This is a genomic window from Rhizobium sp. P1_B8 (assembly GCF_056406515.1).
In genome coordinates, this window is the sequence record NZ_JBFTZZ010000036.1 from 35,295 (window position 1) to 57,173 (window position 21,879).

Here is a 21,879-nt window from a genome sequence, read left to right on the forward strand (position 1 = left end):
CAGATGACTGTTGCAAAGTATTTCGACGAAATGTCCTACGGCCCTGCCCCTGAATCCGATATCGAAGCTCGCGACTGGCTAGCGCGCCACGCTTCCGGTTTCGGTCACTTCATCAATGGCGCGTTCGTGGCCTCCGCGTCGGGCAAGAACTTCGACACGTTCGAGCCGGCCACCGGCAAGGTCCTGGCGAAGCTCGCGAACGGCGGCGCGGCGGATGTGGACAATGCGGTTGCTGCGGCCCGCAAGGCACAGGCGTCATGGGCGCGCCTGCCGGGCCACGCGCGGGCGCGCCATCTCTATGCGCTTGCCCGGATGATCCAGCGCCATGCGCGTCTGATTGCTGTGGTCGAGGCTATCGACAACGGCAAGCCGATCCGCGAGACCCGCGATCTCGACGTGCCGCTGGCAGCCCGTCATTTCTATCATCACGCCGGATGGGCGCAAATCCAGGACACGGAATTTGCCGATCATGTGCCGGTGGGCGTCGTCGGCCAGATCATCCCGTGGAATTTCCCATTCCTGATGCTGGCCTGGAAAGTGGCGCCGGCTTTGGCGCTCGGCAACGCCGTCATCCTGAAGCCTGCCGAATACACGTCGCTGACGGCGCTTCTCTTTGCCGAACTGGCATCCGCAGCGGGCCTTCCGCAGGGTGTGCTCAATATCGTGACGGGAGAAGGCGAAACAGGCGCGCTGCTCGTCGGGCATGAGGATATCGACAAAATTGCCTTTACCGGATCGACAGAAGTCGGGCGCGTTATTCGCGAGCGTACCGCAGGTAGCGGTAAATCGTTGACGCTGGAACTCGGCGGCAAGTCACCTTTCGTCGTTTTTGACGACGCCGATATCGACGGCGCCGTGGAAGGCGTCGTCGATGCGATCTGGTTCAACCAGGGACAGGTCTGCTGCGCCGGCTCGCGGCTTCTGGTCCAGGAAGGCATTGCCGATCTTTTCCATGAGCGGCTGAAGCGCCGCATGCAGACATTGCGGGTCGGTCAGCCTTTGGACAAGTGCATCGATATGGGTGCGATCATCGCGCCCGTGCAGTTGACGCGTATTGAAGCGCTGGTGAAAAAGGGAGTTTCAGAAGGCGCGACACTGCATCAGGCTAAGATCGACCTGCCGAAGGGCGGCAGCTTCTACCCGCCGACGCTTCTCAGCGGCGTGCAGCCGACCTCGATCGTCGCGACCGAGGAAATCTTCGGGCCGGTTGCGGTCTCCATGACTTTCCGCACACCGGAAGAGGCTATCCAGCTTGCCAATCACACCCGCTACGGCCTTGCCGCCAGCGTCTGGAGCGAGACGATCGGCTTGGCGTTGAACGTTGCGGCAAAGCTCGCAGCCGGCGTGGTCTGGGTGAATGCCACCAATCTTTTCGATGCCGCCGTCGGTTTTGGCGGCAAGCGCGAATCCGGATTCGGCCGCGAAGGCGGACGGGAAGGTTGCTACGAATATCTGAAGCCGAAGGCTTGGGTCGGCCGCAAGGCGCGAGCAGCAATGCCCGCCCTTTCGCAGGTGAAGCCGGTTGCTGGCGATTTTGCCCTGCCAAGTATCGACCGGACGGCAAAGCTCTTCATCGGTGGCAAGCAGGCGCGCCCGGACGGCAATTATTCCCGTGTCATCACCTCCCACAAGGGCAAGGCGATCGGTGAGGTCGGCGAAGGCAACCGCAAGGACATCCGCAATGCAGTGGTTGCCGCACAGGCCGCCTCCGCCTGGTCGAATACGACCACGCATAACCGCGCCCAGATTCTCTACTACATCGCCGAGAACCTCAGTGGTCGCGCCGACGAATTCGCCTCGCGGATAACAGCGATGACCGGAGCTTCCGCAGCCAATGCAAACGCCGAGGTCGACGCCGCCGTTTCGCGTCTCTTCACCTACGCAGCCTGGGCGGACAAATATGAAGGCAGCATTCACCAGCCGCCGCTTCGCGGCGTAGCTCTGGCCGTGCCGGAAGCCATCGGCGTCGTTGGCGTCATATGCCCGCCGGAAGCGCCGCTGCTCGGCTTTATCAGTCTGGTTGCGCCGTTGATTGCCACCGGTAATCGTGTCGTCGCGGTGCCGAGCGAGCCCTTCCCGCTTTCGGCCACGGATTTCTATTCCGTTCTGGAAACGTCGGATGTGCCTGCCGGTGTCGTCAATATCGTCACCGGGTCGGCGATCGAACTGGCAAAGATCCTTGCCGCGCACAATGACGTTGATGCGTTGTGGGCCTTCGGCTCCGCGGAACTTTCGACGACGGTGGAGAAGCTGTCTTCGGGCAATCTCAAGCGAACCTTCGTGGACAACGGCAAGGCGACGGACTGGATGGACAGAGCCGCTGCCGAAGGCGCGCTGTATCTTCGCCGCGCTGTGGATGTGAAGAATATCTGGATCCCCTACGGAGAATAAGGAATCCGGAATGCCCCTCCCCAAGAATGGAGAGGGGCACCCATAGCATCACTTGTTGGCAGCGACCGGGCGGACCAGTGCCGTGACGCGGCGGATGGTGACGCGGCGGTTTTCCTGCTCAGGGGCCGACGTGTTGACCTTGAGGTAGTGCTCACCATAACCCTGCGTCGCAAGGTTCTCCGGCGCGATGCCGTAGACGTCGGTGAGCACGTTGGCGACGGATTCCGCCCGCTGGTCGGAGAGGATGAGGTTACTCTGGTCTGAGCCGACAGCATCCGTATGACCCTCGATCAGGAAGGTCTCGCTCGGATCCTTCTCGAGCACCTGGCTGATCGCATCGGCGACCTTGCGCAACGTGCGCGCCTGGGTCATCGGAATGTCCGCGCTACCAGTCGCGAAGGTGATCGTGTCGAGGTCGATGCGGCGCACCTTGTCGCGGATACGAGCCGAATACTTCACCTCATCCAGCGAATAGACGCGTTCCACCGGCTCGACCGGAGGCTCGCTCAGGAACTCGTAATAGTCCCGGTTCGGGTCGCTGCGGGTGTCGATGATGTAGTCGCTGAGCGGTACGCGCAGCCGCATCGGCGGCAGGTCGGCGCCCGGATCCTCGAAATAGTCGCGGTCCGGATCGTCATAGAGGTCCTGCGAATAATAGAGCACGTCCTCGCGCCCGCGGGCATCGACACGCGACCGCTGGATGATGTCGCCATAGCGGTTGCGGATCGTCACGATGCGATAGCCTTCCGGCCGCGTGATCGTCTCGCGGTAGCGGTCACCCGAAAGCTCCTCGTAGCTCGGCCGTTCGCCGTCGCGTAGGAAACGTCTGTCGTCGTCGCCGCGCACGATCGTCCTGTTGTCGTACTGGATGATCACACGGCTGTCGTCGCCACGGTCGTCGAAGCGCGCGCCATCGGGACGGACGAATTGCGGCCGCTCATCGAGCTTCCTGCCCTTCTCGCGGGTCACCGCCTCGAGCTTTACCGGCGCCGTCGCCTGGCCGCCGGTGGCAGCCTGCGCATCGGCATCTGAGGTCGGCACCTTCACTTCCTGGCTGTCGGCGCGCTGCCTGTCGCGGTCGCGGCGGCCTTCGCGGCCCTTGCTGCGGTCGGCATCCTTGTCGCTGTCGAGCACGGCTGCGCCGTTCTCGACCGGCAGCACGACGGTTTCGTTGCTCTTGGCCGGATCTGCGGCGATCTTCTTGCGGCGCTCCAGCTCCTCGGGAGAAGCCTTTTCCGGTGCTGGAATGGCCTGCTCCACCTGCTGGCCGCCGCTGGCATCCGGTTGCGGCTGAGCAGTGTCAGTGGCGGGCGCGGCTGGCTGTGCACCGGCGGGCTGTTCACCGGCAGGCTTTGCCGCCGTGCCGTCCTTCGGCTTCTCGGCCGGCGCGGCTTCCGGTGCTGCCGCCTTGTCTTCGGTCGTCTTAGCCGCAGGGGCATTTTCTGCAGGTGCTGCAGTCTCGCCCTTTGTCGGCTTCTGCTTGGCAGGCGCCTCGGCTGCGGGTTTCGCCTCTGGCTTGGCTTCGGGCTTGGCCTGTTCTTCGGTCGGTGTCACCGTCTCGGGAGCGGCAGTCTCAGCCTTGCCCTTGCCTTTATTTTTGCCTTGGGCCTTATCCTGCCCCTTCTCCCGCTTGCCGCCTTCCGGCTTGGCTTCAGGTTTTGCCTGTTCCGTTTCCGGCTGAGCTTCCTTTGCTGCCGGCTGCTGTTCGGGCTGCGGCTGAGCCTCCGGCTCGGCCTGCTGCGTCTCCTGCTTCTTCGGCTTCTTCGGCTTTTCCTGCGTTACCGGCTGCTCTTCCTGCTGCGGCGCGGCCTCCGGCTGGGCCTGCTGTTTGGCTTTCCGCTCGGGCTTGCTTTCAGGCTGCTCGGCGGGCACCTCCTTCGGTGCCTCCGCCTTCGGCGCTTCCGGCTCTGCCTTGGGTTCAGGCGCTTCCTTCCGCTCGGCCTTCGGCTTTTCGGCTGGCGCTTCCTGCTGCGCCGGCTTCTCGGCGGCCGGCGCCTGTTCGGCCGGGGCTTCCTCCTTCTGCTTGCGCTTCTTCTTCAGCAGTTCCTCCTCGGAAGGCGCATCCTGCGCCACCTCGAAGCTGCCCGGCTCGACCTGCCGCACGGCCGCAGCCTGCGTCGCAACGTCGCGTACGGCCGCCATCGCCGATGCCGGCTGCAGCGCCAGCGAAAGAGAAAGCAGCGGAAAAGCCGCACTCGCGAACAATCTTGATTTCATGCCCATCGGGTTTCCTCGATCCTGTTTGAGCTTCTTGAAGGCCGCAAGGCCCTGGTTCCGCCCCTAGCTTCGCATTGAGGCGAAACGGCGGAATGGCAATCGCCGAGCCGCCGATTTGTTCCGGTTCTAGGGAGGTGGGGATTAACCTCGCGTGAATGTTGCAGTCTACCGACGTTCATCTCGCCCGCTATTTGCACCGCCCAATTGCGGTGGGATTTGTGTTGCAATTCTATCAAAAAAAGTCTGATTATCGCCGCAAGGCGGTCTCAGCACCGTTGAACTGCGGCCGTCAGCCCAAGAGAAAAAGGAGCGGCGGCTACCAACAGAGAGGATCCTCATGCTTAATCCTACCCGTATTTTCGCGGCAGCCTCGATCGCGGCGATGTCCCTTTTTGCCGGCTCGGCCATGGCCGATGGCGAGAAATATGTGATCGGCACCGATTCGACCTATCCGCCCTTCGAATTCGTTGATGCCAGTGGCACAATCCAGGGCTTCGACATCGACATCACCAAGGCGCTCTGCGCTGAAATGAAGGCCGAATGCTCCTTCGTCAGCACCGACTGGGACGGCATCATCCCGGCGCTCAACGCCAAGAAATTCGACATGATCGTTTCCTCCATGTCGATCACGCCGGAGCGCTTGAAGCTCGTCGACTTCTCCAACAAGTACTACAACACCCCGCCGGCCATTGCCGTGCCGAAGGATTCGACGATATCAGACGTCGCAGGCCTCAAGGGCAAGGTGATCGGCGCGCAGACCTCCACGACGCATGCCAACTATGCCGAGAAACATCTCGCCGACACTGAGCTGAAGCTCTATCCGACCGCTGACGAATACAAGCTTGACGTTGCCAGCGGCCGCGTCGACGCCGTCATCGACGACGTCGTCGTTCTCTCCGAATGGGTCAAGTCCGACGCTGGCGCCTGCTGCAAGATTCTGACGACCCTGCCGGTCGACAAGGAAATCAACGGCAACGGCGCAGGCATTGCCATCCGCAAGGGCGACCCGCTGAAGGAAAAGCTGAACACGGCGATCGCTGCGATCCGTGCCAGCGGCGAATACAAGAAGATCCAGGACAAGTACTTCGACTTCGACGTTTACGGCGAATAAGAAATTCGTTATCTGGCCGATGAAGGTAATGGCGGAAGGCTTGCTCTTCCGCCATTTTTGTTTGACAAAGATGGCAAGATTAAAACGGCAAAAGCCGTGAGGGGAATTCTCGCATGGGCGGATTATTTTCCGCGCTGGGCTCCTTCTGGAGCTGGATTGTGCACATCTTCGATCCGCTGTGCGGACCCGTTGGCATCTTCACTTGGCTGGCGCCGTCGACGATTCTTAGCTGTGGCGATACCGGTTGGGGCGACGAGATCGCGCTTGGCCTGCAGATCACCGTTTCGGTGGCGATCGTCACCCTGCCGATTGGCCTTGCCATCGGTTTCCTGGTGGCGCTCGGTCAGCAGTCGGAGGAGAAGTCGCTGCGGCTGGCGGCCGGCATCTACACGACGATCTTCCGCGGTCTGCCGGAGCTTCTGACGCTCTTCATCATCTATTACGGCATGCAGATGCTGATCCAGTCTCTGCTGACCTTCGTCGGCTATGACGGGCCGCCGGTCGAGATCAATGCCTTCCTCGCCGGTGTCATCGCGCTTTCGGTCGTCTTCTCGGCCTACTGTTCGGAAGTGCTGCTCTCGGCCTTCCGCGCCATCCCCAAGGGACAATATGAGGCGGGAGACGCGCTTGGCCTGCATCGCGGCCGCACGCTGCGCCTGGTCATCCTGCCGCAACTCGTGCGCATCGCGCTGCCGGGCCTGACGAACCTCTGGATGGTGCTGCTGAAAGACACCTCCTACGTCTCGATCATCAGCCTTGCCGATATCCTTCGCCAGACGAGTGTCGCCGTGCGCGTGACCAAGGAACCCTTCTTCTTCTATGGCCTGGCCTGTTGCCTCTATCTGGTGCTCGCCATCCTCTCCTCCTTCCTGCTCGTCTATGTCGAGCGTTGGGCCAAGCGTTCGGAGATCAGTCGATGAGCTATGCCGAAACGCTGATCCCACCGCAGCCCGCGCCCCGCGAGGTGATGAAGCCGATGACGCCGGCGCGCATGGCCGGCTATATCTTCGTCGCCGTCTGGGCTCTGCTCGCAGCGCTTCTTGTCTTTTCCGTCGTCAATGGCTGGGATCCGGAAAAATTCACCCGTTACGGGCCGCGCTACCTCCATGGTCTCTGGATAACGCTGAGCCTCGTTTTCATTTCCGTCATCTGCGGCGCCATCCTGTCGCTGCCGCTTGCCGTGGCGCGCATGTCGAAGAACCGGGTACTGAATGCGCTGGCCTACGGCTACATCTATTTCTTCCGCGGCACGCCGCTGCTTGCCCAACTGTTCCTGGTCTATTACGGCCTCGGCATATTCCGGCCGCAGCTTGAGGCCGTCGGCATCTGGTGGTTCTTCCGCGATGCCTGGTATTGCGGCCTCTTTGCCATGACCATCAATACCGCGGCCTACCAGGCGGAAATCCTGCGCGGCGCGATCGAAAGCGTGTCGCATGGCCAGCACGAGGCGGCCGCCGCACTCGGCATCCACAAGTTTATCGCTTTCCGCAAAATCATCCTGCCACAGGCTCTCATCGTCGCGCTTCGTCCTTATGGCAACGAGATCATCCTTCTGATCAAGGGCTCGGCGGTCGTCGCCATCATCACTGTGCTCGACCTGATGGGCGAGACCCGCTACGCCTTCTCCCGCACCTTCGACTACCAGACCTATCTCTGGGCGGCGATCTTTTATCTCGTCATCGTCGAGGCCTTACGCCATCTCTGGGCCTGGATCGAACGCCGCCTGACCCGGCATCTCAAGCGCTGATGCGTGACGACGAAACGCGTGTCGCAGCTTTGGGATAACGGCATGCATGAGACAAAGCCGACTTGGCAGCACTCTCGGCACGATGCTGCCAAGTCATTGATATAAAAAATAAATTGTCCTTTTATAAAGTATCTGTAAAGATTTCATTAACCACTCGCATGTTTCCATATCACGTAGCGCTAATAAGCGCGCGAGTGGGAACAAGAAGAAGTGGAATGCGATGCACAAGGACATGGAAAAACAATTGCAGGGCTACGGTCTGACGACCGCCCAGATCCTCTACCACCTGCCGGACCACCCGGCGATCCTGCAGACCTATGTCTGGCAGGACTACGACCTCGCCCCCGATTTTCCCGAAATGCGCGGCTTCCTGAAATTCTGGGAAGAGAAGCTCGACGGGCCGCTGCATTCGGTGCGCTACATCCACCGCAAGCTGATCTCGGCAACCGAGTGGCGGGCGCTGAAGGGCGAGTTCATCCTGCACTGATCGGCTCTGCAGCAGGATGCCGAAAAGTGTGAGCGGTTCGGGCGGCATGTACTGACCGCGTCAGACATGCGCCTCGCCATGGCCGAATTCGCCTTCGTCGCGATCCGGGCGAAGCGCGAAACCGAGCATGCCGAGATAGAAGGCGACGACAATGGCAATGACCGCAAGGCCGGGAACCGGCCCGAGCACGGCATTGTCGATGACATAGGCCCATGACTGCGCCTGCAGCGCCGGCATGCCCTCCGTCTGCAATTTCGGCGTCGAGATCTTCAGGCACCAAGCAAGGAGCAGGATGAAATACATCCAGCCGTAATTGCGCTTGAGACGGCGGTGCATCGCCTCCTGATAGCTGAGCAGGAAGCGTGGTTTGCGCAGGCTGCGGGCGACCACCATCGCCCATTCGCCGCCGGCCCCGGCCTCCGGCGCCAGAATCTCGGCGAAATAGCAGCGCTCGATCTGGCGAATGCGGGCGCGGTAGATATCGAAGAAGCGGTAGCGCCGCGCCTCGATCATCAGCAGCAGCGTCACCAGCATCATCCCGAACAGCAGCACTCCGTGATGCGAAGTCGGCGTCGACAGCGAGACCGAAAGCAGTGCTGCGACCACGGTGATCGCCCAGTTGGAGGTCCGGTCGATGCGGTCGCGCCAACTTGTCATCCGTCCGAGTTCACCGCGGTAATAATGAATGAGCGTGTTGGTAACCTCGCTTGGAGTACTTGGCAGCAAAGGCCGTGCGTCCTCTCCTTCCCGTACCAATGACGTCCTGTCTTCCTCCATTTTCATGGCTCGTTCCTCCCTTCGTCTTCTTTTCGGCCATTCTGCGCCCGCAAGCGCACCATTGCAAAACATCGAAAGCCGCCTTAGACGCATGCCTGAAACAAAAGGACGATGGACTGCGATGGCAAAGAAGATCGACGAAGAAGCCCTTGGCGAGGCCTATAACCGCGCGCTGGCGCTGGAAAAGGCCGGTGATGTCGACGCGGCCGTTGCAGCCTATGAGGAAGTCCTGGCAATCGATCCCGACGATCACGGCGGTGCGGCCGTGCGCATTGCCGCGATGGGCCGCGGCGAAACGCCGGTCAAGGCGCCCGACGCCTATGTCGAGACCTTGTTCGACCAGCATGCCGAGGTTTTCGAGGACGTGCTCGTCGAGCAGCTCGGCTATCACGTGCCGATGCTGGTGCGCCAGCGCCTGCAGGCGCTGAAGCTCGGACCGTTCAAGCGGCTGCTCGATCTCGGCTGTGGCACAGGCCTCACCGGCGGCGCGCTGCGCGACCTCTGCGCCGATATGACCGGCATCGACATATCGGAGAAGATGGTCGAGATCGCCCATGAGAAGGACCTCTACGAAACGCTCTTCGTCGCCGAGGTCGAGGATTTTCTCGACGACAACGACGAGGAAGCCTTCGACATCATCTCCGCCACCGACGTGCTGCCCTATCTCGGCGCGCTCGAACCGCTATTCTTCGGCGCCGCCGAGAACCTGACACCGGGCGGCCTGTTCATCTTCTCCTCGGAAACCCTGCCCGAGGAAATACTCGCCGGCCGTGCCTATATGGTCGGCCCGCACCAGCGCTTCGCCCATGCCGACGCCTATGTGAGAGAACGCCTGACGGCCACCGGTTTCGAACTCGTCGAGATATCGGATATCAATGTGCGCATGGAAGACGGCCAGCCGACACCAGGCCATCTGGTGATCGCCCGATATATCGGCTGAAGCTAATACACCTGATATTCGCCTGACGGAATAGTTTCGCAGTTGGCGAAGTATCTGTTGCATGATGCGCCATGACCTGATAGTTAGTCGATCGGTAAAGTTTACCGCAACGATAGGAAAGGTCGCCGCATGTCGCTCGTGCTTTATGGGCATCCGCTCGCCTCCTTCTGCCACAAAGTGCTGATCGCGCTTTATGAAAACGGTACCCCTTTCGAAAATCGCATCGTCGATCTTTCCGACGAAAGCTCGCGCGCCGATCTCTTCCGCTTCTGGCCGATCGGCAAGATGCCACTGCTGCGGGACGAGGCGCGCGACAGCACCATTCCCGAGACATCGATCATCATCGAATATCTTGAGCAATATTATCCGGGGCCTCTTCGGCTGCTGCCGCTGGAGATCGACCGGGCGCTGCAAGTCCGCCTTTGGGATCGCTTCTTCGATCATTATGTCCAGGCGCCGATGCAGACGCTGGTTAGCAATCACCGGCGTCCTGAGGGCACCGCGGACGAAATCGAGGTCACGGCCGCCAAGGCGACGCTTGCCACCGCTTACTCGATGATCGAAAAGCAGCTCGCCGACAAACCCTGGATATCCGGTGACAGCTTCACCATGGCCGATTGCGCCGCCGCCCCCGCGCTCTTCTATGCCGAGACGCTGATCCCCTTCACTCCGGAACAGCCGAACCTTCGCGCCTATTACGATCGGCTGCTGGCGCGCCCGTCCTTTGCAAGGGCGCTGGACGAGGCCCGCCCCTACTTCAAGTTCTATCCCTACAAAAAGAGGCTGCCCGCCCGCTTCCGGGATGCGGCGGGATGATCGAAAGCCAAGCGGATCTCGACCGCATGTTTCATGCGCTTTCCGATCGCAGCCGCCGCGGCATGATCGATCGCCTCGGCCGCGGCCCGGCCTCCGTCACCGAACTGGCCGCGCCGCTCGCCGTTGCCTTGCCGACGGTGATGAAACATCTGCAAGTGTTGGAGGAGAGCGGCCTCGTGCTCTCCGAAAAATCCGGCCGGGTACGAACCTACCGGCTGCAACAGGATGCGCTTGCCGCCGTCGAGCGCTGGGTAGAACAGCGAAAGATCCGCTGGACGAGCACCTTCGACAGGCTGGATCAATTTCTTGCCAATGAAACGGAGAGCCTTCCCGAATGACGACGCCATCCGCCGAACACACCACTCTCGTCATCGAGCGTCACCTGAAGGCGCCAGTCGCTCGCGTCTTCCGCGCCTGGTCGGCGCCGGAGGCCAAACGCCAATGGTTCGCCTGCCACGGCGAGTGGCAGGCGCTGGACTATGGTCTCGATTTCCGCCCCGGCGGCACGGAAAGGAACTACGTCGCCGATACCGACGGCCTTCTGCACGCCTATGATGCCCACTACATCGATATCGTGCCCAATGCCCGCATCATCTATGTCTATGAGATGAAGCTCGGCGAAACCCGCATCTCCGCCTCGCTCACAACCGTCGCCTTCGAAGCCGAACCCGGCGGCACCAAAATGGTTTTCACCGAACAGGTGGTCTTCCTCGACGGCTACGCCGACAACGGCGCCCGCCTCCAGGGTACCGAAATCGGCCTCGACAATCTGGAGCTCTTCCTCGAGCGCGAGGAAAGCCCGATTCACTGACACATGTCGCCAAATCAAGTTCGATGCGACGCGTTTCAGGCGATGTTGCCAAGCATCAAGCGCTGCTTGGTTTTTGTCGGGAGCTGGCGGGGCGAGCCGCAGCTCGCGTTGACGTGTTGAGTGCTGCGGCGGCGCGAACGAGCGTCTTCAACGCCTGCTCGTCAATCTCATCGCCTTCGTGGAAATCGATGGCGCGCCTGGTATTGCCGTCAAGGCTGGAGTTGAAAAGGCCTGAAGGGTCCTCTAGCGAGGCGCCTTTGGCGAAGGTCAGCTTCACCACGCTTTTGTAGGTCTCGCCGGTGCAGATGATACCGGCGCGCTCCCACACGGGAACCCCTCTCCACTTCCATTCCTCGACCACCTCGGGCTCGGCCTGCCTGATCAGAGTTCGGACCCGAGCGAGCGTCTGGCCTCGCCAATCGCTCAACTCCTCGATTCTCGCATCGATCAAACGAGAAGGAGAGTCTCCGTCCTTCTCTTCGCTCGAGCCGCTTTTCTTCATGGTTGCCGTGGCTTTCTTCATCGATATCGCTCCTCCATCCCTTAAGTGCTGATGACCTGGCGTCCGCTCACATTCGTTCACCGGGCAATTTGCTGGCTTGCTCCACCCAGGCGGCGAGCTGAGCCTCGTCGAGTTGGTCTGCCTCATGGATGTGAAAGTAACGCACTTCCTTTTGTTTGGACTCGCCGGGCGGGATGGGACTGAGCGACATGCCGCGGAAGAAAGCGAGTTTGATGTAGTTCGCGAAGCAATGGACACCGAGGAACCAGCCCTGCCCTTCGATGCCATAGAGGGGCGAGTTCCATTTCACGGCCTTGTACACCCCAGGCACCGTGCGCGTGATGAGCGCATCGAGGCGATGCCCGACATCGCTTTTCCAGCCCGGCATGGCGGCGATGTAGGCTTGCACGGGAGCGTCACCGTAACCCTTGGCAATCTGAGGGTTGCCCCCCGAAAGAAGGGGCGGCCCCGCGCTCTCAGACTTGGCGGCTGTCTTCCTCGTGACCTTCGCTGCGGTCTTGGATGTCTTGCCGGCCATTCTGTTCACCCCCATCCGCTGCTGCGCCTCGCGCTGCGCCATCTGGTGGCATGAGGCAGGGCGAACAAGTACAGACCGGTGGGTAATAGCAAGGCGAGCGGAAGAAGCGCCAAAAGCCCCACCCCGACGGAGGATCTCTCCTGCACCATGGCGATGATATTAATTATGACGGCCAGCGTAAAGGCAATGGACAGCCAACGGTGGATCTGCCGACACCAGTTATTCCAATTCACGGGAACCTCCTGCGAAAACGTGCCGAAGCGGATGGCGTATCCGTTGGCGTCTGTCTCACTCGATCCGCGCCAGCACCTGCTCCAGCTTTGCGAAGAATTGTTGCCAGCCGCTCCTGGCGCCCCCGTAAGCCTGCCGCTGATCCGGCCGGAAGCCCGATTGCTCCATACGCAGGTGCGTGCCCGCGCCCGTAGGCGTGAGAGTCCAGGTGACGACGCTTGCCAGATCATAGGCAGCCCACGTGTAAGACAGGGTTTTGTTCGGCTCGACTTCCAGGACCTGGCAATCGACGGATCCCCAATCCGCGCTGAGCTTAAAACGGTGATCCACGACCGGCACGAAGTCATTCTTCATCAGCCAGTCCGCGATCAGATGCGGCTGGGTGAGCGCGCGCCAGATCTTTTCCGGCGGAAAAGGGATCTCTCGCTCGACGACGACGGAACGGGTTTCAGTCGATGTTTCGGTCATTGGTCCATCCTTTTCAGTAGATCTTCCAGCTGGTCGAACCGATTTTGCCAAAAACCAGCCATCTCACTTGTCCAGTCGACCAGCGGCGCCAGCGCACCGAGCTGCGCGCTATAATGCGTCTGGCGACCTTCGTGACGGTCACGCACCAAGCCGGCCTGCTTCAGGATTCCGAGATGTTTCGAGACGACCGGTTGCGAGACCCCAGCGCGTGCCGTCAAAGCCCCGACCGTCTTCTCTCCTTCGCGGCACAGCCGTTCGAAAAGAGCCCGCCGTGTCGGATCGGCGAGCGTTCTGAAGAGGAAGTCTTGAGCGTTTGACATCTACAATCCATACCCCACTGGCTATGGATTCATGTATAGCCATAGAGGTATAGGTGAGTCAAGCTGGACGTGAGACGACTTAGGGAAACTGTTGTTGCTGATTTTGGCGCACGTGGCAGCGCGCCTCGGCAGAGACGGGTGAATGTCTCATACCCAGGCGCCTATGCATTTTCGCCATTGATCATGCAGCTTCGCAAACGGCGCTGGGATCAATGCCCGCCGTCGGTGCCGAGGATCGCGGCAAGCAGCCGGCCTTCCAGCTCGGCGAGGCCGGGATGGCCGTGCCGGCGCGGATGTGGATAAGGAATGGGAAGATCGAGCGCGATCCGCCCCTCGTCGAGCACGATGACCCGGTCGGCGAGATGCACCGCCTCGCTGACATCATGGGTGACGAGCACGGCGGTGAAACCGAGTTCGCGCCAGACGCGGTTGATGAGTTCCTGCATGCTGATCCGCGTCAGCGCATCGAGAGCGCCGAGCGGTTCATCAAGCGCCAGCACGCCCGGCCGGCTCACCAGCGCCCGCGCCAGTGCCACGCGCTGCCGCTGACCGCCGGAAAGGCGCGCCGGCCATTCTCCGGCCTTCTCGCCAAGCTGGACTTCGGCAAGCACGGCGTCGGCCGCCTTCAGCGCCGCCCGTCTATCGATGCCGTCGCCGAGCCCGACGACGACATTGTCGGCGACACTGAGCCAGGGGAGCAGCCTTGGCTCCTGAAAGACGATGCGCGCATTGGGGCTGGCCTGTGCGCCGTCGGCATCCTCGAAATGCAGCTCGCCGGCACTGGGCGCGTCAAGGCCCATCAGGATGCGCAGCAGCGTGCTCTTGCCGCAGCCGCTCTTTCCGATCACGGCAACGAACTGGCCGGCCGGAATATGCAGATTGATGCCGCGCAGTACGCGGTTGGCCCCGAAACTCTTTTCAAGCCCCGTCAGGCTGATCGCCGCTGCCCCCGCAGGCGCATTGCGCTCCGGCGCGGGTGTATAGGCCGGCTCTTCGGCGACGGCGTGAAAACGCTCATGCGCGATCGATGTCATGGCGTCTCTCCTATTTCTGATAGACCGGGTTCCAGGCGAGCAGCCGCCTCTCCAGCACTCGGGCGATGACATCGGCAAGTTTGCCGAGCACGGCATAGATGACGAGGGCGAGTACGACGACGTCGGTCATCATGAATTCGCGGGCATTGTTGGCCATATGGCCGATGCCCGAGGATGCGGCGATCGATTCCGATACGATCAGCGTCAGCCACATGATGCCGAGTGCATATCTGAGGCCGACGAAGATCGACGGCAGCGCGCCTGGAAAGATCACCTTGCGGAACAGCGTCCAGTTGCCCATGCCATAGACCTTGCCCATCTCGATCAGATCGCGATCGACATTGCGCACCCCGTGATAGGTGTTGAGATAAACGGGGAAGAGCACGCCGAGCGAGGTGAGAAACAGCTTCGATTCCTCGCCGATCCCGAACCACAGGATGACGAGCGGGATCATCGCCAGATGCGGAATGGTGCGCAGCATCTGCAGCGTCGTATCGGTCAGTTGTTCCGAAATGCGCGATACACCGTTGGCGATGCCGAGCAGGAAACCGATCGAGCCGCCGACGAGAAGGCCGGCAAAGGCGCGGCCGGCGCTCACCAGCACGTCATTCGGCAACTGGCCGGAAACCGTCGTCGACCAGAAGGCCAGGCCGACATCGGCCGGCGACGGCATGATGCGCGATGAAATCCAGCCGGCCGAGGAGGCAAGCTGCCAGAACGCCACAATCGCCACCGGCACCAGATAGGGCGTCAGCTTGTCCAGGCCGGGCAGCGGCAGGCGCAAACCCGCCTTTCCAACCTTTTCGGAAGCGACCGACCGTACGAACGGAGTATCGAAAGTCGACATGCATTGTCCTCGCGCTTATCGAAAGCAGGATGCCGCAAGCCGTAAGCGGCTTGCGGCGGTGTCACGCTCTGCGTCTTCGTTCGAACTCAGGAGCCGGAGACGACTTTCAGATTGCCGCCATGGCTGCCCCCTGCGAAGATCTGCTTGCGGCCGAACTCGTTGTTGAAGCCCAGGCGCTGCTGCTCGCGAGTGATGCCAAGCTCGGGGAAAAGCAGCTCGGCGACGCGATAGGCCTCTTCGAGATGCGGATAGCCGGAGCCGATCACCGTATCGATGCCGATCTCCTGATATTCGCGAAGGCGCGCGGCCACCGTCTTCTGCGAGCCAACCAGCGCCGTGCCCGCACCGGCGCGCACCAGGCCGACGCCGGCCCAGAGGTTCGGAGAGACTTCGAGCTTGTCGCGGCGTCCGCCATGAAGGGCGGCCATGCGCTTCTGGCCGACCGAGTCGGACTCGTGGACAAAGCGCTCCTGCGCCTCGCGGATCGTATCGTCGTCGAGATGACGGATCAGCCGCTCGGCCGCCTCCCACGCCTCATCATCGGTTTCGCGCACAATGAAGTGCAGACGAATGCCGAAGCTCACCTCGCGGCCGCGTTCGCCGGCGGCCTTGCGCACCTTGGTGATCTTCTCGGCAACCTGTGCCGGCGGCTCGCCCCAGGTCAGGTACTTGTCGACGCGGCCGACGGAGAAATCGATACCGGCATCCGACGAGCCGCCGAAATAGAGCGGCGGACGCGGGTTCTGCACCGAGGGGAAGCCAAGGCGCGCATTGGTCGCCTTGATATATTTGCCGTCGAAGCTTGCCGTTCCCTTTTCCAGCAGTTCCTCAAAGACGGTGAAGAACTCCTCGGCATGGGCGTAGCGCTCGTCATGCTCGATATGGATGCCATCGCCGGCAAGCTCCGCCGGGCTGCCGCCGACGACGATGTTGAGCAGCAGCCGGCCGTTGGAGATGCGGTCGAGCGTCGTCGCAAGACGCGCGTAATAGGCAGGCGATGCCGTGCCGGGGCGGATCGCCACCAGGAACTGCAGCTTCTCGGTCTTTGCGGCAAGGGCGGCGGCGGTCACGAAGGATTCCTCGCAGGCAACCCCGGTCGGCAGCAGTACGCCGGAATAGCCGAGCCGGTCGACAGCTTGGGCGATTTGCGTGAGATAACCAATCTCTGGCGCACGGTTGAGCTCGGAGGAGCCGAGATAGGTGCCGTCGCCCGATGTCGGGATGAACCAGAGGAAATTGATAGGTTTGGATGTATTTGTATGGGAGGTGGTGGTCATGGAAGACGGTCCTTTAGCTGCGAAATTCGAAAATCAACTCGCGCGGTGGAGATGGCCGCTGGCAAGCGGCAACAAGCAGACTGTCTGCCCACTCGGCGCCGCCGCCGCGCGAATGCTTGGGAGGATCGCGGTGGCGGCGGAGGCTGTAGTAAGGCCGGCTGTCCATCTATGCGTGAGCATCTGAAATATCCCTGTCGATCGGATGGTGGCTGGCCGACGCCTTTCAGTGTCCGCGTCGATCGTCAGGATACTGACATAGACCACTAATTAGATCGACAATATCAATTTGCTATTACAATCCGTTTTGGAGAATATTTTTCCGGTTTGGCGGCATGAAGACCCTCTCCATGCCGCCTCGCGGAAATCTTAGCCCTGGTCGAAAAATCAGCTCGCCTTGGGACGCCAGACGATGTCGCCGGTCGTAAGCTTCTTCGGCAGGATACCGAGTCCATAGAACTCGTCTGCGAGCGCCTGCTGATAGGCGGCGGCGGCATCGGTGATCGTCGAGACGCTGCCGAGATCGGCGCCCTTGCGCGTCAATGTCACGCGCGTCACCTCAGCCGGCACGCCGGTGATTTCGGAAAGTTCCTTCACCGTTTCGTCGAGATTGCTCTGTGCCGACTTTCCGACCTTGGCAAGCTCTTCGATCACTTCGACGACCACTTGCCCGTTGGCATCGGTGAAATCACGGTTGGCGAGGAAGAAACTGTAGGAGTCGACGATGCCTTCGGCGGTCGTCAGGATACGTGTCTCCGGATCAGCTTCGGCAATCGCCAGATAAGGATCCCAGATCGACCAGGCGTCGATGCTGCCATTCTTGAACGCGGCGGCAGCATCCGGCGGCGAAAGATCGAGCTGCTCGACATCTTCGGGCTTCAGGCCTGCCTTGCGCAGAACCTTGACGGTTACATTATGCGCGCTGGAGCCGCGCTTGAAAGCGACCTTTTTACCCTTGAGGTCTTCAAGCGTCTTGATGGGCGAATCCTTGCGCACGAGGATGGCCGAGGCTGCCGGGCTACCCTTGTAGAGACCGACATAATAGAGCTGCCCGCCGGCCGCCTGGGCAAAGAGCGGCGGCACATCGCCGGTCGCGCCGAAATCGAGAGCGCCGGCGCCCAATGCTTCGAGAAGCGGCGGGCCGGAGGTGAATTCCGACCAACTGACGGTAATGCCGCGACCGGCAAGCCGCTTCTCAAGTGCGCTGCGACGTTTGGCGAGCGCCAGCACGCCGTTCTTCTGCCAACCGATACGGAACTCGCTGGCAGCAGCGCGTGCCGGCCTGACAGCCGGCAGGATTGCCGTAGCCGCGGTCGCTGCGAAAAGCCCGAGCGTTTGTCGACGTGAAATCATGACTTTCCCCTTTTTCATGGTGCCAAGCCTGTTTTCGGCTGGTCGACCTGTCAGTGATGAATGCCATGATGATGAAATCTATAATTTATATCGACAATTTTATTTGCGAGATTCGGCCTTTGCTGAAATTTTGCGGCCCGGAAATCGCCCTTAAGCGGATTTTTTTCGCGCGTCCGCTATGCCGGCTACTATTTCTACTATTCCGCTTCCTTCCCAACCTTCGGCGGCCAGACGCTCCCGGATCAAGGTGGGGCCGCCGGCAAGACGGTTCGCAAGCAGGCTTGCGGGATCGACGATGCGCCAATAGGGCGTGACCGTCGAAACCGGCTCACCCTTCTCCAATGCGCCGAAGGACAGTTCGGCGATCGCGCGCAAATGCCGCTGCACGGTTACCGGGCAACAGGCATCCGCCCGATATTGGTCAGCGAGTCGACGGCGGAGAACGCCGACATCGGTAAGGACACCTTCCGGTGCTGATCGAATCTGCTCTGCGACCATCTGCAGCGATGGAATGAGCATAGCCTGCATTCCGCTGCGGCCTTTGCGCCGCGGCTTGATCGTCGGATTTTCGCTCATGTCACCCTCCGGAAACATTGTGCCCTCTCCCCGATCTAGGGCTGCTCCGAATGGTGGCCAGCCTCATATGCGTCAATCCGAAGGAAGTCCGTCTTCACGGGCTTTTCTGCTCCCGCCGTTTCGGTTAATCCTCGAACTTGCACTTGAGGAAAAGGATAGGACATATGGCTAAAGTCGCGTTCATCGGTCTCGGCGTCATGGGTTTCCCCATGGCGGGCCATCTGAAGACGAAGGGCGGCCACGATGTTACCGTCTACAACCGTACCGCCGAAAAAGCCGCCGCCTGGGCCGAGAAATTCTCCGGCAAATCCGCCTCCACCCCGGCCGAGGCCGCCGCAGGTGCCGATTTCGTCTTCGTCTGCGTCGGCAATGACGAAGATCTCCGGTCGGTGACATTGGGCGAGAACGGCGCCCTGCACGGCATGAAGCCAGGTTCGGTGCTGATCGACAACACCACCGCCAGCGCTGAAGTCGCCCGCGAACTTTATGCCGCGGCAAAGGAAAAAGGTGTCGATTTCATCGACGCTCCTGTCTCCGGCGGCCAGGCCGGCGCTGAAAACGGTGTCCTGACCGTCATGTGCGGCGGCGACGAGGCCGTCTTCGAACGCGCCAGACCTGTCATCGACGCCTATGCCCGCATGGTTGGTTTGATGGGACCGGCAGGCTCGGGCCAGTTGACCAAGATGGTCAACCAGATCTGCATTGCCGGCCTCGTCCAGGGACTTGCCGAAGCGCTGCATTTCGGCAAGCGTGCTGGCCTCGATATCGAAAAGGTGGTCGAGGTGATCTCCAAGGGGGCAGCCGGCTCCTGGCAGATGGAAAACCGCCACAAGACCATGAACGCAGGCAAGTATGATTTCGGCTTCGCGGTCGACTGGATGCGCAAGGATCTCGGCATCGTGCTCACCGAAGCCCGCCGCAACGGCGCCAAGCTGCCGGTCACCGCCGTCGTCGACCAGTTCTATGGCGACGTGCAGGCAATGGGCGGCAATCGCTGGGACACATCCTCGCTGCTCGCCCGTCTCGAAAAATGATCGGCCCCTCCTCCGATGCGGCCGAATTGATCGCGCATCTCCAAACGCTGCGCTCGGAGGAGAATGTTGCCGGCATGGCGCGCTTTAGCATCGTCACCGATCGCGCCCTCGGAATCTCCAATCCCGATATCAAGGCGGTCGCCGGACTGGCGAAGAAGGATCACGCCAGGGCAATGCAGCTCTGGCGAAGCGATATCCGCGAAGCCCGCCTGCTCGCCCTCTACACCGCCGAGCCGAAGCGGTTGACCATGGAAGAGGCTCGAAGTTGGGCCAATGATTTCAACTCGTGGGAGATCGTCGATTGCGCCGCCGATCTCTTCGTTGAAGCCCGGCTGGACGAGCTCATCTCAGACCTCGCCGCAGACGAGCGTGAATTTATCAGGCGCACCGCCTTCGCCATGATTGCCGGTGCCGCGGTTCACTTAAAAAAGGAACCTGATGCGACCATCCTTGCCTGGTTGCCGCTGATCGAGGCCCATGCAGGCGACCCGCGAAACTTCGTGCGCAAGGCGGTCAACTGGGCGCTGCGCAGCATCGGTAAGCGCAATCTCACCTGCCATGCGCCGGCACTGACGCTCGCAAAGGCCCTGGCGGAAAGCCCTGACAAAACTGCCCGCTGGATCGGCAAGGATGCCGTCAGGGAGTTGGCCGGCGAAAAGCTATTGGCACGGTTGATATAAGGCGAATGCCGGCTCGCGTGGCGCTGTAAGTCAATGCTGTTTGGATTTTTCGACCAGGAAATCGATCAGGACCCGCACCGCCGGCGGCATGCCCTTGGCTGTCGTGAAGACGATATAGAACTGGCTCTCCTCCGACTGCCATTCTGGCAGCACCCGCACCAGCTTGCCTGCCTGGAGATCGGCCTCGCAGGCACTTTCGAGCAAAAGCCCGAAGCCGAGGCCGGCACGGGCCGCGTCGAGGATAGCGGTCATGCTGCGGCAGGTGAGCCGTGGCTGATGCCGAATCACCCGCTTGGCGTCATTCGGACCGACCAGTTCCCAGGTATGGAACGATACCCATGACGTCATTGCCAGCGTCGGCAGGTCGACGAGTTCGTCCACGTAACGCAAGGTGCCAGTGCGCTCGACGAGCGACGGACTTGCAACCAGGATACGCCTGATACGGTCGAGCTTGCGCATCGTCAGACTCGTCTGCGTCTCCGGCTCGTTGGTCGCTCTCACTTCGAGGTCGATTCGTTCGTTGATGAGGTCGGCCCGCCGGTCGGAGCCGATGATCTGCAGCTTGATCTTCGGATAACGTTCCAGGAATTCGGGCAGGATTCCCCCAACCGAGATGTCGACGAGGCCAAGCGGGCAGCCCATGCGCACCACACCTTGCGGGTCGGACTGAGCCTCGCTGACGATCGACTTGGCGCGATCGGCCTCCTGCAGGATGGTCTGGCATCTTTCGTAGAAAGCTTGGCCGATCTCAGTCACCCGGAAGTGACGGGTCGAGCGTTCTATGAGCCTTGCACCAAGCCCTTCCTCAAGCCGGCTGACCCGCCTGCTGAGTTTCGAACGTGGTATTTTGAGATCGCGACTTGCAGAAGCGAAACCGCCGCTGGAGACGACAGCGGCGAAATAATAGTAGTCGTTGAGATCGTCCATAAGAACAAGCTATCCGCGAGTAGGAATGAATGCCGGCCCCCAGCAAGGGTTGTATCCTCTCTCCCAAAAAGCGGTAATCACATTGTCGGCATTGGATTTTCTTTTCGCGACCTGTTGCGACAAAGCCAGCCAACACCGCATAGGAAGACAGACCAACAGCCGTCCGCGCGATAAATCGATCGGTGGGTCCAGCTCGTTTGAAAGATTGAAAACGGGGTGCCTCAAGAAACGAGGCGGGCAGATGCCGACGTGCGCGCAACGTACCTGTTCGGCTCACCTGAAAAGACGATCCTGAAAGACTGCCTTGAAGACTATGCGTCAAAAACGCTGCAAGGACGGTCCGGCAGGGAAGACCGGACCCGTCCCCGTAGCTGATCGGAGGTCACTCGGATCAGAAACTGATTTAAGTGCTCCCGGTCCGAAGACCGGGAGCATATCCACCAAGTGGATTAGAACGAACGCTGCAGACGGAAGTAGCCCGTCGTGGAGTCGTCGCCATCATCCGGATCGAGGTACTGAACCGAAGCCTTGGCGTAGAAGTTGTCGACGATCTGGTAATCAACGGTCAGACCGACCTTCCATGCATCACCGGCACCGTCGTAATCGCTAGGAACGGTGTCAAACGCGCTGGCACCGCCGATGTAGTTGCCGTAGTACTGAACACCCGGGGTGATTTTCAGCTTGTCGGTTGCCTTGATGGCGTATTCGGCAGCAACTGCCCATTCAGCCGTCGAGTAGTAGGAGTTCGGGCCGGAAGAGTACACAGCAGCGAGGCCGAGCGTACCGGGACCGATGTCA

25 protein-coding genes are annotated in these 21,879 nt (G+C 61.0%); 11 read left to right on the forward strand and 14 right to left on the reverse strand.

Translation table 11 applies throughout. The features are described 5' to 3' along the window. Nucleotides 1-3 precede the first annotated feature (3 nt). A complete protein-coding gene (locus AC1D2N_RS30775; RefSeq protein ID WP_130729047.1) occupies nt 4-2,391 on the forward strand; it encodes an aldehyde dehydrogenase family protein in 2,388 nt (795 codons plus the stop codon). A gap of 48 nt (nt 2,392-2,439) precedes the next feature. On the opposite strand, the gene AC1D2N_RS30780 is transcribed toward AC1D2N_RS30775, so the two are convergent. After that, a complete protein-coding gene (locus tag AC1D2N_RS30780) occupies nt 2,440-4,614 on the reverse strand; it encodes an OmpA family protein (RefSeq protein ID WP_130729048.1) in 2,175 nt (724 codons plus the stop codon). A gap of 331 nt (nt 4,615-4,945) precedes the next feature. Between AC1D2N_RS30780 and AC1D2N_RS30785 the strand changes: the two genes are divergently transcribed. From AC1D2N_RS30785 to AC1D2N_RS30800, 4 genes are all read left to right on the forward strand, one after another. Then, complete coding sequence (locus AC1D2N_RS30785; RefSeq protein WP_047621389.1) at nt 4,946-5,719, forward strand: transporter substrate-binding domain-containing protein; 774 nt, start codon at nt 4,946-4,948, stop codon at nt 5,717-5,719. Nucleotides 5,720-5,832: 113 nt separating this feature from the next. Beyond that, nucleotides 5,833-6,639 (forward strand): ABC transporter permease, encoded by an 807-nt coding sequence (locus tag AC1D2N_RS30790; protein ID WP_018242325.1) that lies wholly within the window; start codon nt 5,833-5,835, stop codon nt 6,637-6,639. Then, nucleotides 6,636-7,466 carry an ABC transporter permease gene (locus AC1D2N_RS30795; RefSeq protein WP_018446398.1) on the forward strand — a complete coding sequence of 277 codons (831 nt, stop codon included), beginning with the start codon at nt 6,636-6,638 and terminating at the stop codon, nt 7,464-7,466. Before AC1D2N_RS30790 ends, AC1D2N_RS30795 begins: the two co-directional genes overlap by 4 nt. 220 nt (nt 7,467-7,686) lie before the next feature. Next, on the forward strand, nt 7,687-7,953 hold the full coding sequence (locus AC1D2N_RS30800; protein ID WP_018242327.1) for an usg protein: 267 nt from the start codon (nt 7,687-7,689) through the stop codon (nt 7,951-7,953). A gap of 60 nt (nt 7,954-8,013) precedes the next feature. Here the strand turns inward: AC1D2N_RS30800 and AC1D2N_RS30805 are convergent, their stop codons facing one another. Next, on the reverse strand, nt 8,014-8,736 hold the full coding sequence (locus AC1D2N_RS30805) for a DUF2270 domain-containing protein (RefSeq protein ID WP_026230663.1): 723 nt from the start codon (nt 8,734-8,736) through the stop codon (nt 8,014-8,016). A 115-nt stretch (nt 8,737-8,851) separates the two neighbouring features. Between AC1D2N_RS30805 and AC1D2N_RS30810 the strand changes: the two genes are divergently transcribed. From AC1D2N_RS30810 to AC1D2N_RS30825, 4 genes are all read left to right on the forward strand, one after another. After that, nucleotides 8,852-9,670, forward strand: coding sequence for a class I SAM-dependent DNA methyltransferase (locus tag AC1D2N_RS30810; protein ID WP_018446400.1), 819 nt, complete (start codon nt 8,852-8,854; stop codon nt 9,668-9,670). A gap of 129 nt (nt 9,671-9,799) precedes the next feature. Beyond that, nucleotides 9,800-10,486, forward strand: a complete 687-nt coding sequence (locus tag AC1D2N_RS30815; protein WP_130729049.1) for a glutathione S-transferase family protein — start codon at nt 9,800-9,802, stop codon at nt 10,484-10,486. Next, nucleotides 10,483-10,824, forward strand: coding sequence for an ArsR/SmtB family transcription factor (locus AC1D2N_RS30820; RefSeq protein WP_047621392.1), 342 nt, complete (start codon nt 10,483-10,485; stop codon nt 10,822-10,824). Before AC1D2N_RS30815 ends, AC1D2N_RS30820 begins: the two co-directional genes overlap by 4 nt. After that, a complete protein-coding gene (locus tag AC1D2N_RS30825) occupies nt 10,821-11,297 on the forward strand; it encodes an SRPBCC family protein (RefSeq protein ID WP_115157438.1) in 477 nt (158 codons plus the stop codon). The genes AC1D2N_RS30820 and AC1D2N_RS30825 overlap by 4 nt, the downstream gene beginning before the upstream one ends. Nucleotides 11,298-11,352: 55 nt before the next feature. Here the strand turns inward: AC1D2N_RS30825 and AC1D2N_RS30830 are convergent, their stop codons facing one another. The 10 genes from AC1D2N_RS30830 to AC1D2N_RS30875 form a co-directional block, all read right to left on the reverse strand. Continuing rightward, nucleotides 11,353-11,820 carry a DUF1801 domain-containing protein gene (locus tag AC1D2N_RS30830; RefSeq protein ID WP_113542132.1) on the reverse strand — a complete coding sequence of 156 codons (468 nt, stop codon included), beginning with the start codon at nt 11,818-11,820 and terminating at the stop codon, nt 11,353-11,355. Between the two features lie 46 nt (nt 11,821-11,866). Continuing rightward, nucleotides 11,867-12,337 carry a DUF1801 domain-containing protein gene (locus tag AC1D2N_RS30835; protein WP_130729050.1) on the reverse strand — a complete coding sequence of 157 codons (471 nt, stop codon included), beginning with the start codon at nt 12,335-12,337 and terminating at the stop codon, nt 11,867-11,869. Nucleotides 12,338-12,342: 5 nt separating this feature from the next. Then, nucleotides 12,343-12,570 (reverse strand): hypothetical protein, encoded by a 228-nt coding sequence (locus AC1D2N_RS30840; RefSeq protein WP_130716533.1) that lies wholly within the window; start codon nt 12,568-12,570, stop codon nt 12,343-12,345. Between the two features lie 55 nt (nt 12,571-12,625). After that, nucleotides 12,626-13,036, reverse strand: coding sequence for an SRPBCC family protein (locus AC1D2N_RS30845; RefSeq protein ID WP_018242336.1), 411 nt, complete (start codon nt 13,034-13,036; stop codon nt 12,626-12,628). Then, the gene (locus tag AC1D2N_RS30850; protein ID WP_130729052.1) at nt 13,033-13,356 is read right to left on the reverse strand and encodes an ArsR/SmtB family transcription factor; all 324 of its coding nucleotides are present in this window, start codon (nt 13,354-13,356) and stop codon (nt 13,033-13,035) included. Before AC1D2N_RS30850 ends, AC1D2N_RS30845 begins: the two co-directional genes overlap by 4 nt. Before the next feature lie 209 nt (nt 13,357-13,565). Next, nucleotides 13,566-14,390: an ABC transporter ATP-binding protein gene (locus tag AC1D2N_RS30855; protein WP_018446407.1), complete on the reverse strand. Its 825-nt coding sequence runs from the start codon at nt 14,388-14,390 to the stop codon at nt 13,566-13,568. 10 nt (nt 14,391-14,400) lie between these two features. Next, the gene (gene ssuC, locus AC1D2N_RS30860) at nt 14,401-15,237 is read right to left on the reverse strand and encodes an aliphatic sulfonate ABC transporter permease SsuC (protein WP_018242339.1); all 837 of its coding nucleotides are present in this window, start codon (nt 15,235-15,237) and stop codon (nt 14,401-14,403) included. An 86-nt stretch (nt 15,238-15,323) separates the two neighbouring features. Continuing rightward, nucleotides 15,324-16,514: an FMNH2-dependent alkanesulfonate monooxygenase gene (ssuD, locus tag AC1D2N_RS30865; protein ID WP_130729053.1), complete on the reverse strand. Its 1,191-nt coding sequence runs from the start codon at nt 16,512-16,514 to the stop codon at nt 15,324-15,326. Nucleotides 16,515-16,898: 384 nt separating this feature from the next. After that, complete coding sequence (locus AC1D2N_RS30870; RefSeq protein ID WP_130729054.1) at nt 16,899-17,864, reverse strand: aliphatic sulfonate ABC transporter substrate-binding protein; 966 nt, start codon at nt 17,862-17,864, stop codon at nt 16,899-16,901. A 150-nt stretch (nt 17,865-18,014) separates the two neighbouring features. Then, nucleotides 18,015-18,440, reverse strand: a complete 426-nt coding sequence (locus tag AC1D2N_RS30875) for a hypothetical protein (RefSeq protein WP_115157662.1) — start codon at nt 18,438-18,440, stop codon at nt 18,015-18,017. Nucleotides 18,441-18,604: 164 nt separating this feature from the next. Here AC1D2N_RS30875 and AC1D2N_RS30880 point away from each other — a divergent pair, with 164 nt between their 5' ends. Next, on the forward strand, nt 18,605-19,474 hold the full coding sequence (locus AC1D2N_RS30880) for an NAD(P)-dependent oxidoreductase (protein ID WP_028733061.1): 870 nt from the start codon (nt 18,605-18,607) through the stop codon (nt 19,472-19,474). Beyond that, on the forward strand, nt 19,471-20,154 hold the full coding sequence (locus AC1D2N_RS30885; RefSeq protein WP_130729055.1) for a DNA alkylation repair protein: 684 nt from the start codon (nt 19,471-19,473) through the stop codon (nt 20,152-20,154). The genes AC1D2N_RS30880 and AC1D2N_RS30885 overlap by 4 nt, the downstream gene beginning before the upstream one ends. Before the next feature lie 30 nt (nt 20,155-20,184). On the opposite strand, the gene AC1D2N_RS30890 is transcribed toward AC1D2N_RS30885, so the two are convergent. Continuing rightward, the gene (locus tag AC1D2N_RS30890; protein ID WP_115157429.1) at nt 20,185-21,081 is read right to left on the reverse strand and encodes a LysR substrate-binding domain-containing protein; all 897 of its coding nucleotides are present in this window, start codon (nt 21,079-21,081) and stop codon (nt 20,185-20,187) included. A gap of 449 nt (nt 21,082-21,530) precedes the next feature. Next, nucleotides 21,531-21,879 (reverse strand): porin (locus AC1D2N_RS30895; RefSeq protein WP_477982620.1); only part of this gene is annotated, 349 nt, incomplete at its 5' end.

What these genes read in the sequence shown, in the direction of transcription:
- AC1D2N_RS30785 (WP_047621389.1), top strand. Translation starts at nt 4,946, where the DNA reads ATGCTTAATCCTACCCGTATTTTCGCGGCAGCCTCGATCGCGGCGATG.
- AC1D2N_RS30790 (WP_018242325.1), top strand. Translation starts at nt 5,833, where the DNA reads ATGGGCGGATTATTTTCCGCGCTGGGCTCCTTCTGGAGCTGGATTGTG.
- AC1D2N_RS30775 (WP_130729047.1), top strand. Translation starts at nt 4, where the DNA reads ATGACTGTTGCAAAGTATTTCGACGAAATGTCCTACGGCCCTGCCCCT.
- AC1D2N_RS30875 (WP_115157662.1), bottom strand. Translation starts at nt 18,440, where the DNA reads ATGAGCGAAAATCCGACGATCAAGCCGCGGCGCAAAGGCCGCAGCGGA.
- AC1D2N_RS30820 (WP_047621392.1), top strand. Translation starts at nt 10,483, where the DNA reads ATGATCGAAAGCCAAGCGGATCTCGACCGCATGTTTCATGCGCTTTCC.
- AC1D2N_RS30815 (WP_130729049.1), top strand. Translation starts at nt 9,800, where the DNA reads ATGTCGCTCGTGCTTTATGGGCATCCGCTCGCCTCCTTCTGCCACAAA.
- AC1D2N_RS30800 (WP_018242327.1), top strand. Translation starts at nt 7,687, where the DNA reads ATGCACAAGGACATGGAAAAACAATTGCAGGGCTACGGTCTGACGACC.
- AC1D2N_RS30890 (WP_115157429.1), bottom strand. Translation starts at nt 21,081, where the DNA reads ATGGACGATCTCAACGACTACTATTATTTCGCCGCTGTCGTCTCCAGC.
- AC1D2N_RS30855 (WP_018446407.1), bottom strand. Translation starts at nt 14,390, where the DNA reads ATGACATCGATCGCGCATGAGCGTTTTCACGCCGTCGCCGAAGAGCCG.
- AC1D2N_RS30830 (WP_113542132.1), bottom strand. Translation starts at nt 11,820, where the DNA reads ATGAAGAAAGCCACGGCAACCATGAAGAAAAGCGGCTCGAGCGAAGAG.
- AC1D2N_RS30805 (WP_026230663.1), bottom strand. Translation starts at nt 8,736, where the DNA reads ATGAAAATGGAGGAAGACAGGACGTCATTGGTACGGGAAGGAGAGGAC.
- AC1D2N_RS30880 (WP_028733061.1), top strand. Translation starts at nt 18,605, where the DNA reads ATGGCTAAAGTCGCGTTCATCGGTCTCGGCGTCATGGGTTTCCCCATG.
- AC1D2N_RS30870 (WP_130729054.1), bottom strand. Translation starts at nt 17,864, where the DNA reads ATGATTTCACGTCGACAAACGCTCGGGCTTTTCGCAGCGACCGCGGCT.
- AC1D2N_RS30780 (WP_130729048.1), bottom strand. Translation starts at nt 4,614, where the DNA reads ATGGGCATGAAATCAAGATTGTTCGCGAGTGCGGCTTTTCCGCTGCTT.
- AC1D2N_RS30885 (WP_130729055.1), top strand. Translation starts at nt 19,471, where the DNA reads ATGATCGGCCCCTCCTCCGATGCGGCCGAATTGATCGCGCATCTCCAA.
- AC1D2N_RS30810 (WP_018446400.1), top strand. Translation starts at nt 8,852, where the DNA reads ATGGCAAAGAAGATCGACGAAGAAGCCCTTGGCGAGGCCTATAACCGC.
- AC1D2N_RS30825 (WP_115157438.1), top strand. Translation starts at nt 10,821, where the DNA reads ATGACGACGCCATCCGCCGAACACACCACTCTCGTCATCGAGCGTCAC.
- AC1D2N_RS30850 (WP_130729052.1), bottom strand. Translation starts at nt 13,356, where the DNA reads ATGTCAAACGCTCAAGACTTCCTCTTCAGAACGCTCGCCGATCCGACA.
- AC1D2N_RS30845 (WP_018242336.1), bottom strand. Translation starts at nt 13,036, where the DNA reads ATGACCGAAACATCGACTGAAACCCGTTCCGTCGTCGTCGAGCGAGAG.
- ssuD (WP_130729053.1), bottom strand. Translation starts at nt 16,514, where the DNA reads ATGACCACCACCTCCCATACAAATACATCCAAACCTATCAATTTCCTC.
- AC1D2N_RS30835 (WP_130729050.1), bottom strand. Translation starts at nt 12,337, where the DNA reads ATGGCCGGCAAGACATCCAAGACCGCAGCGAAGGTCACGAGGAAGACA.
- AC1D2N_RS30795 (WP_018446398.1), top strand. Translation starts at nt 6,636, where the DNA reads ATGAGCTATGCCGAAACGCTGATCCCACCGCAGCCCGCGCCCCGCGAG.
- ssuC (WP_018242339.1), bottom strand. Translation starts at nt 15,237, where the DNA reads ATGTCGACTTTCGATACTCCGTTCGTACGGTCGGTCGCTTCCGAAAAG.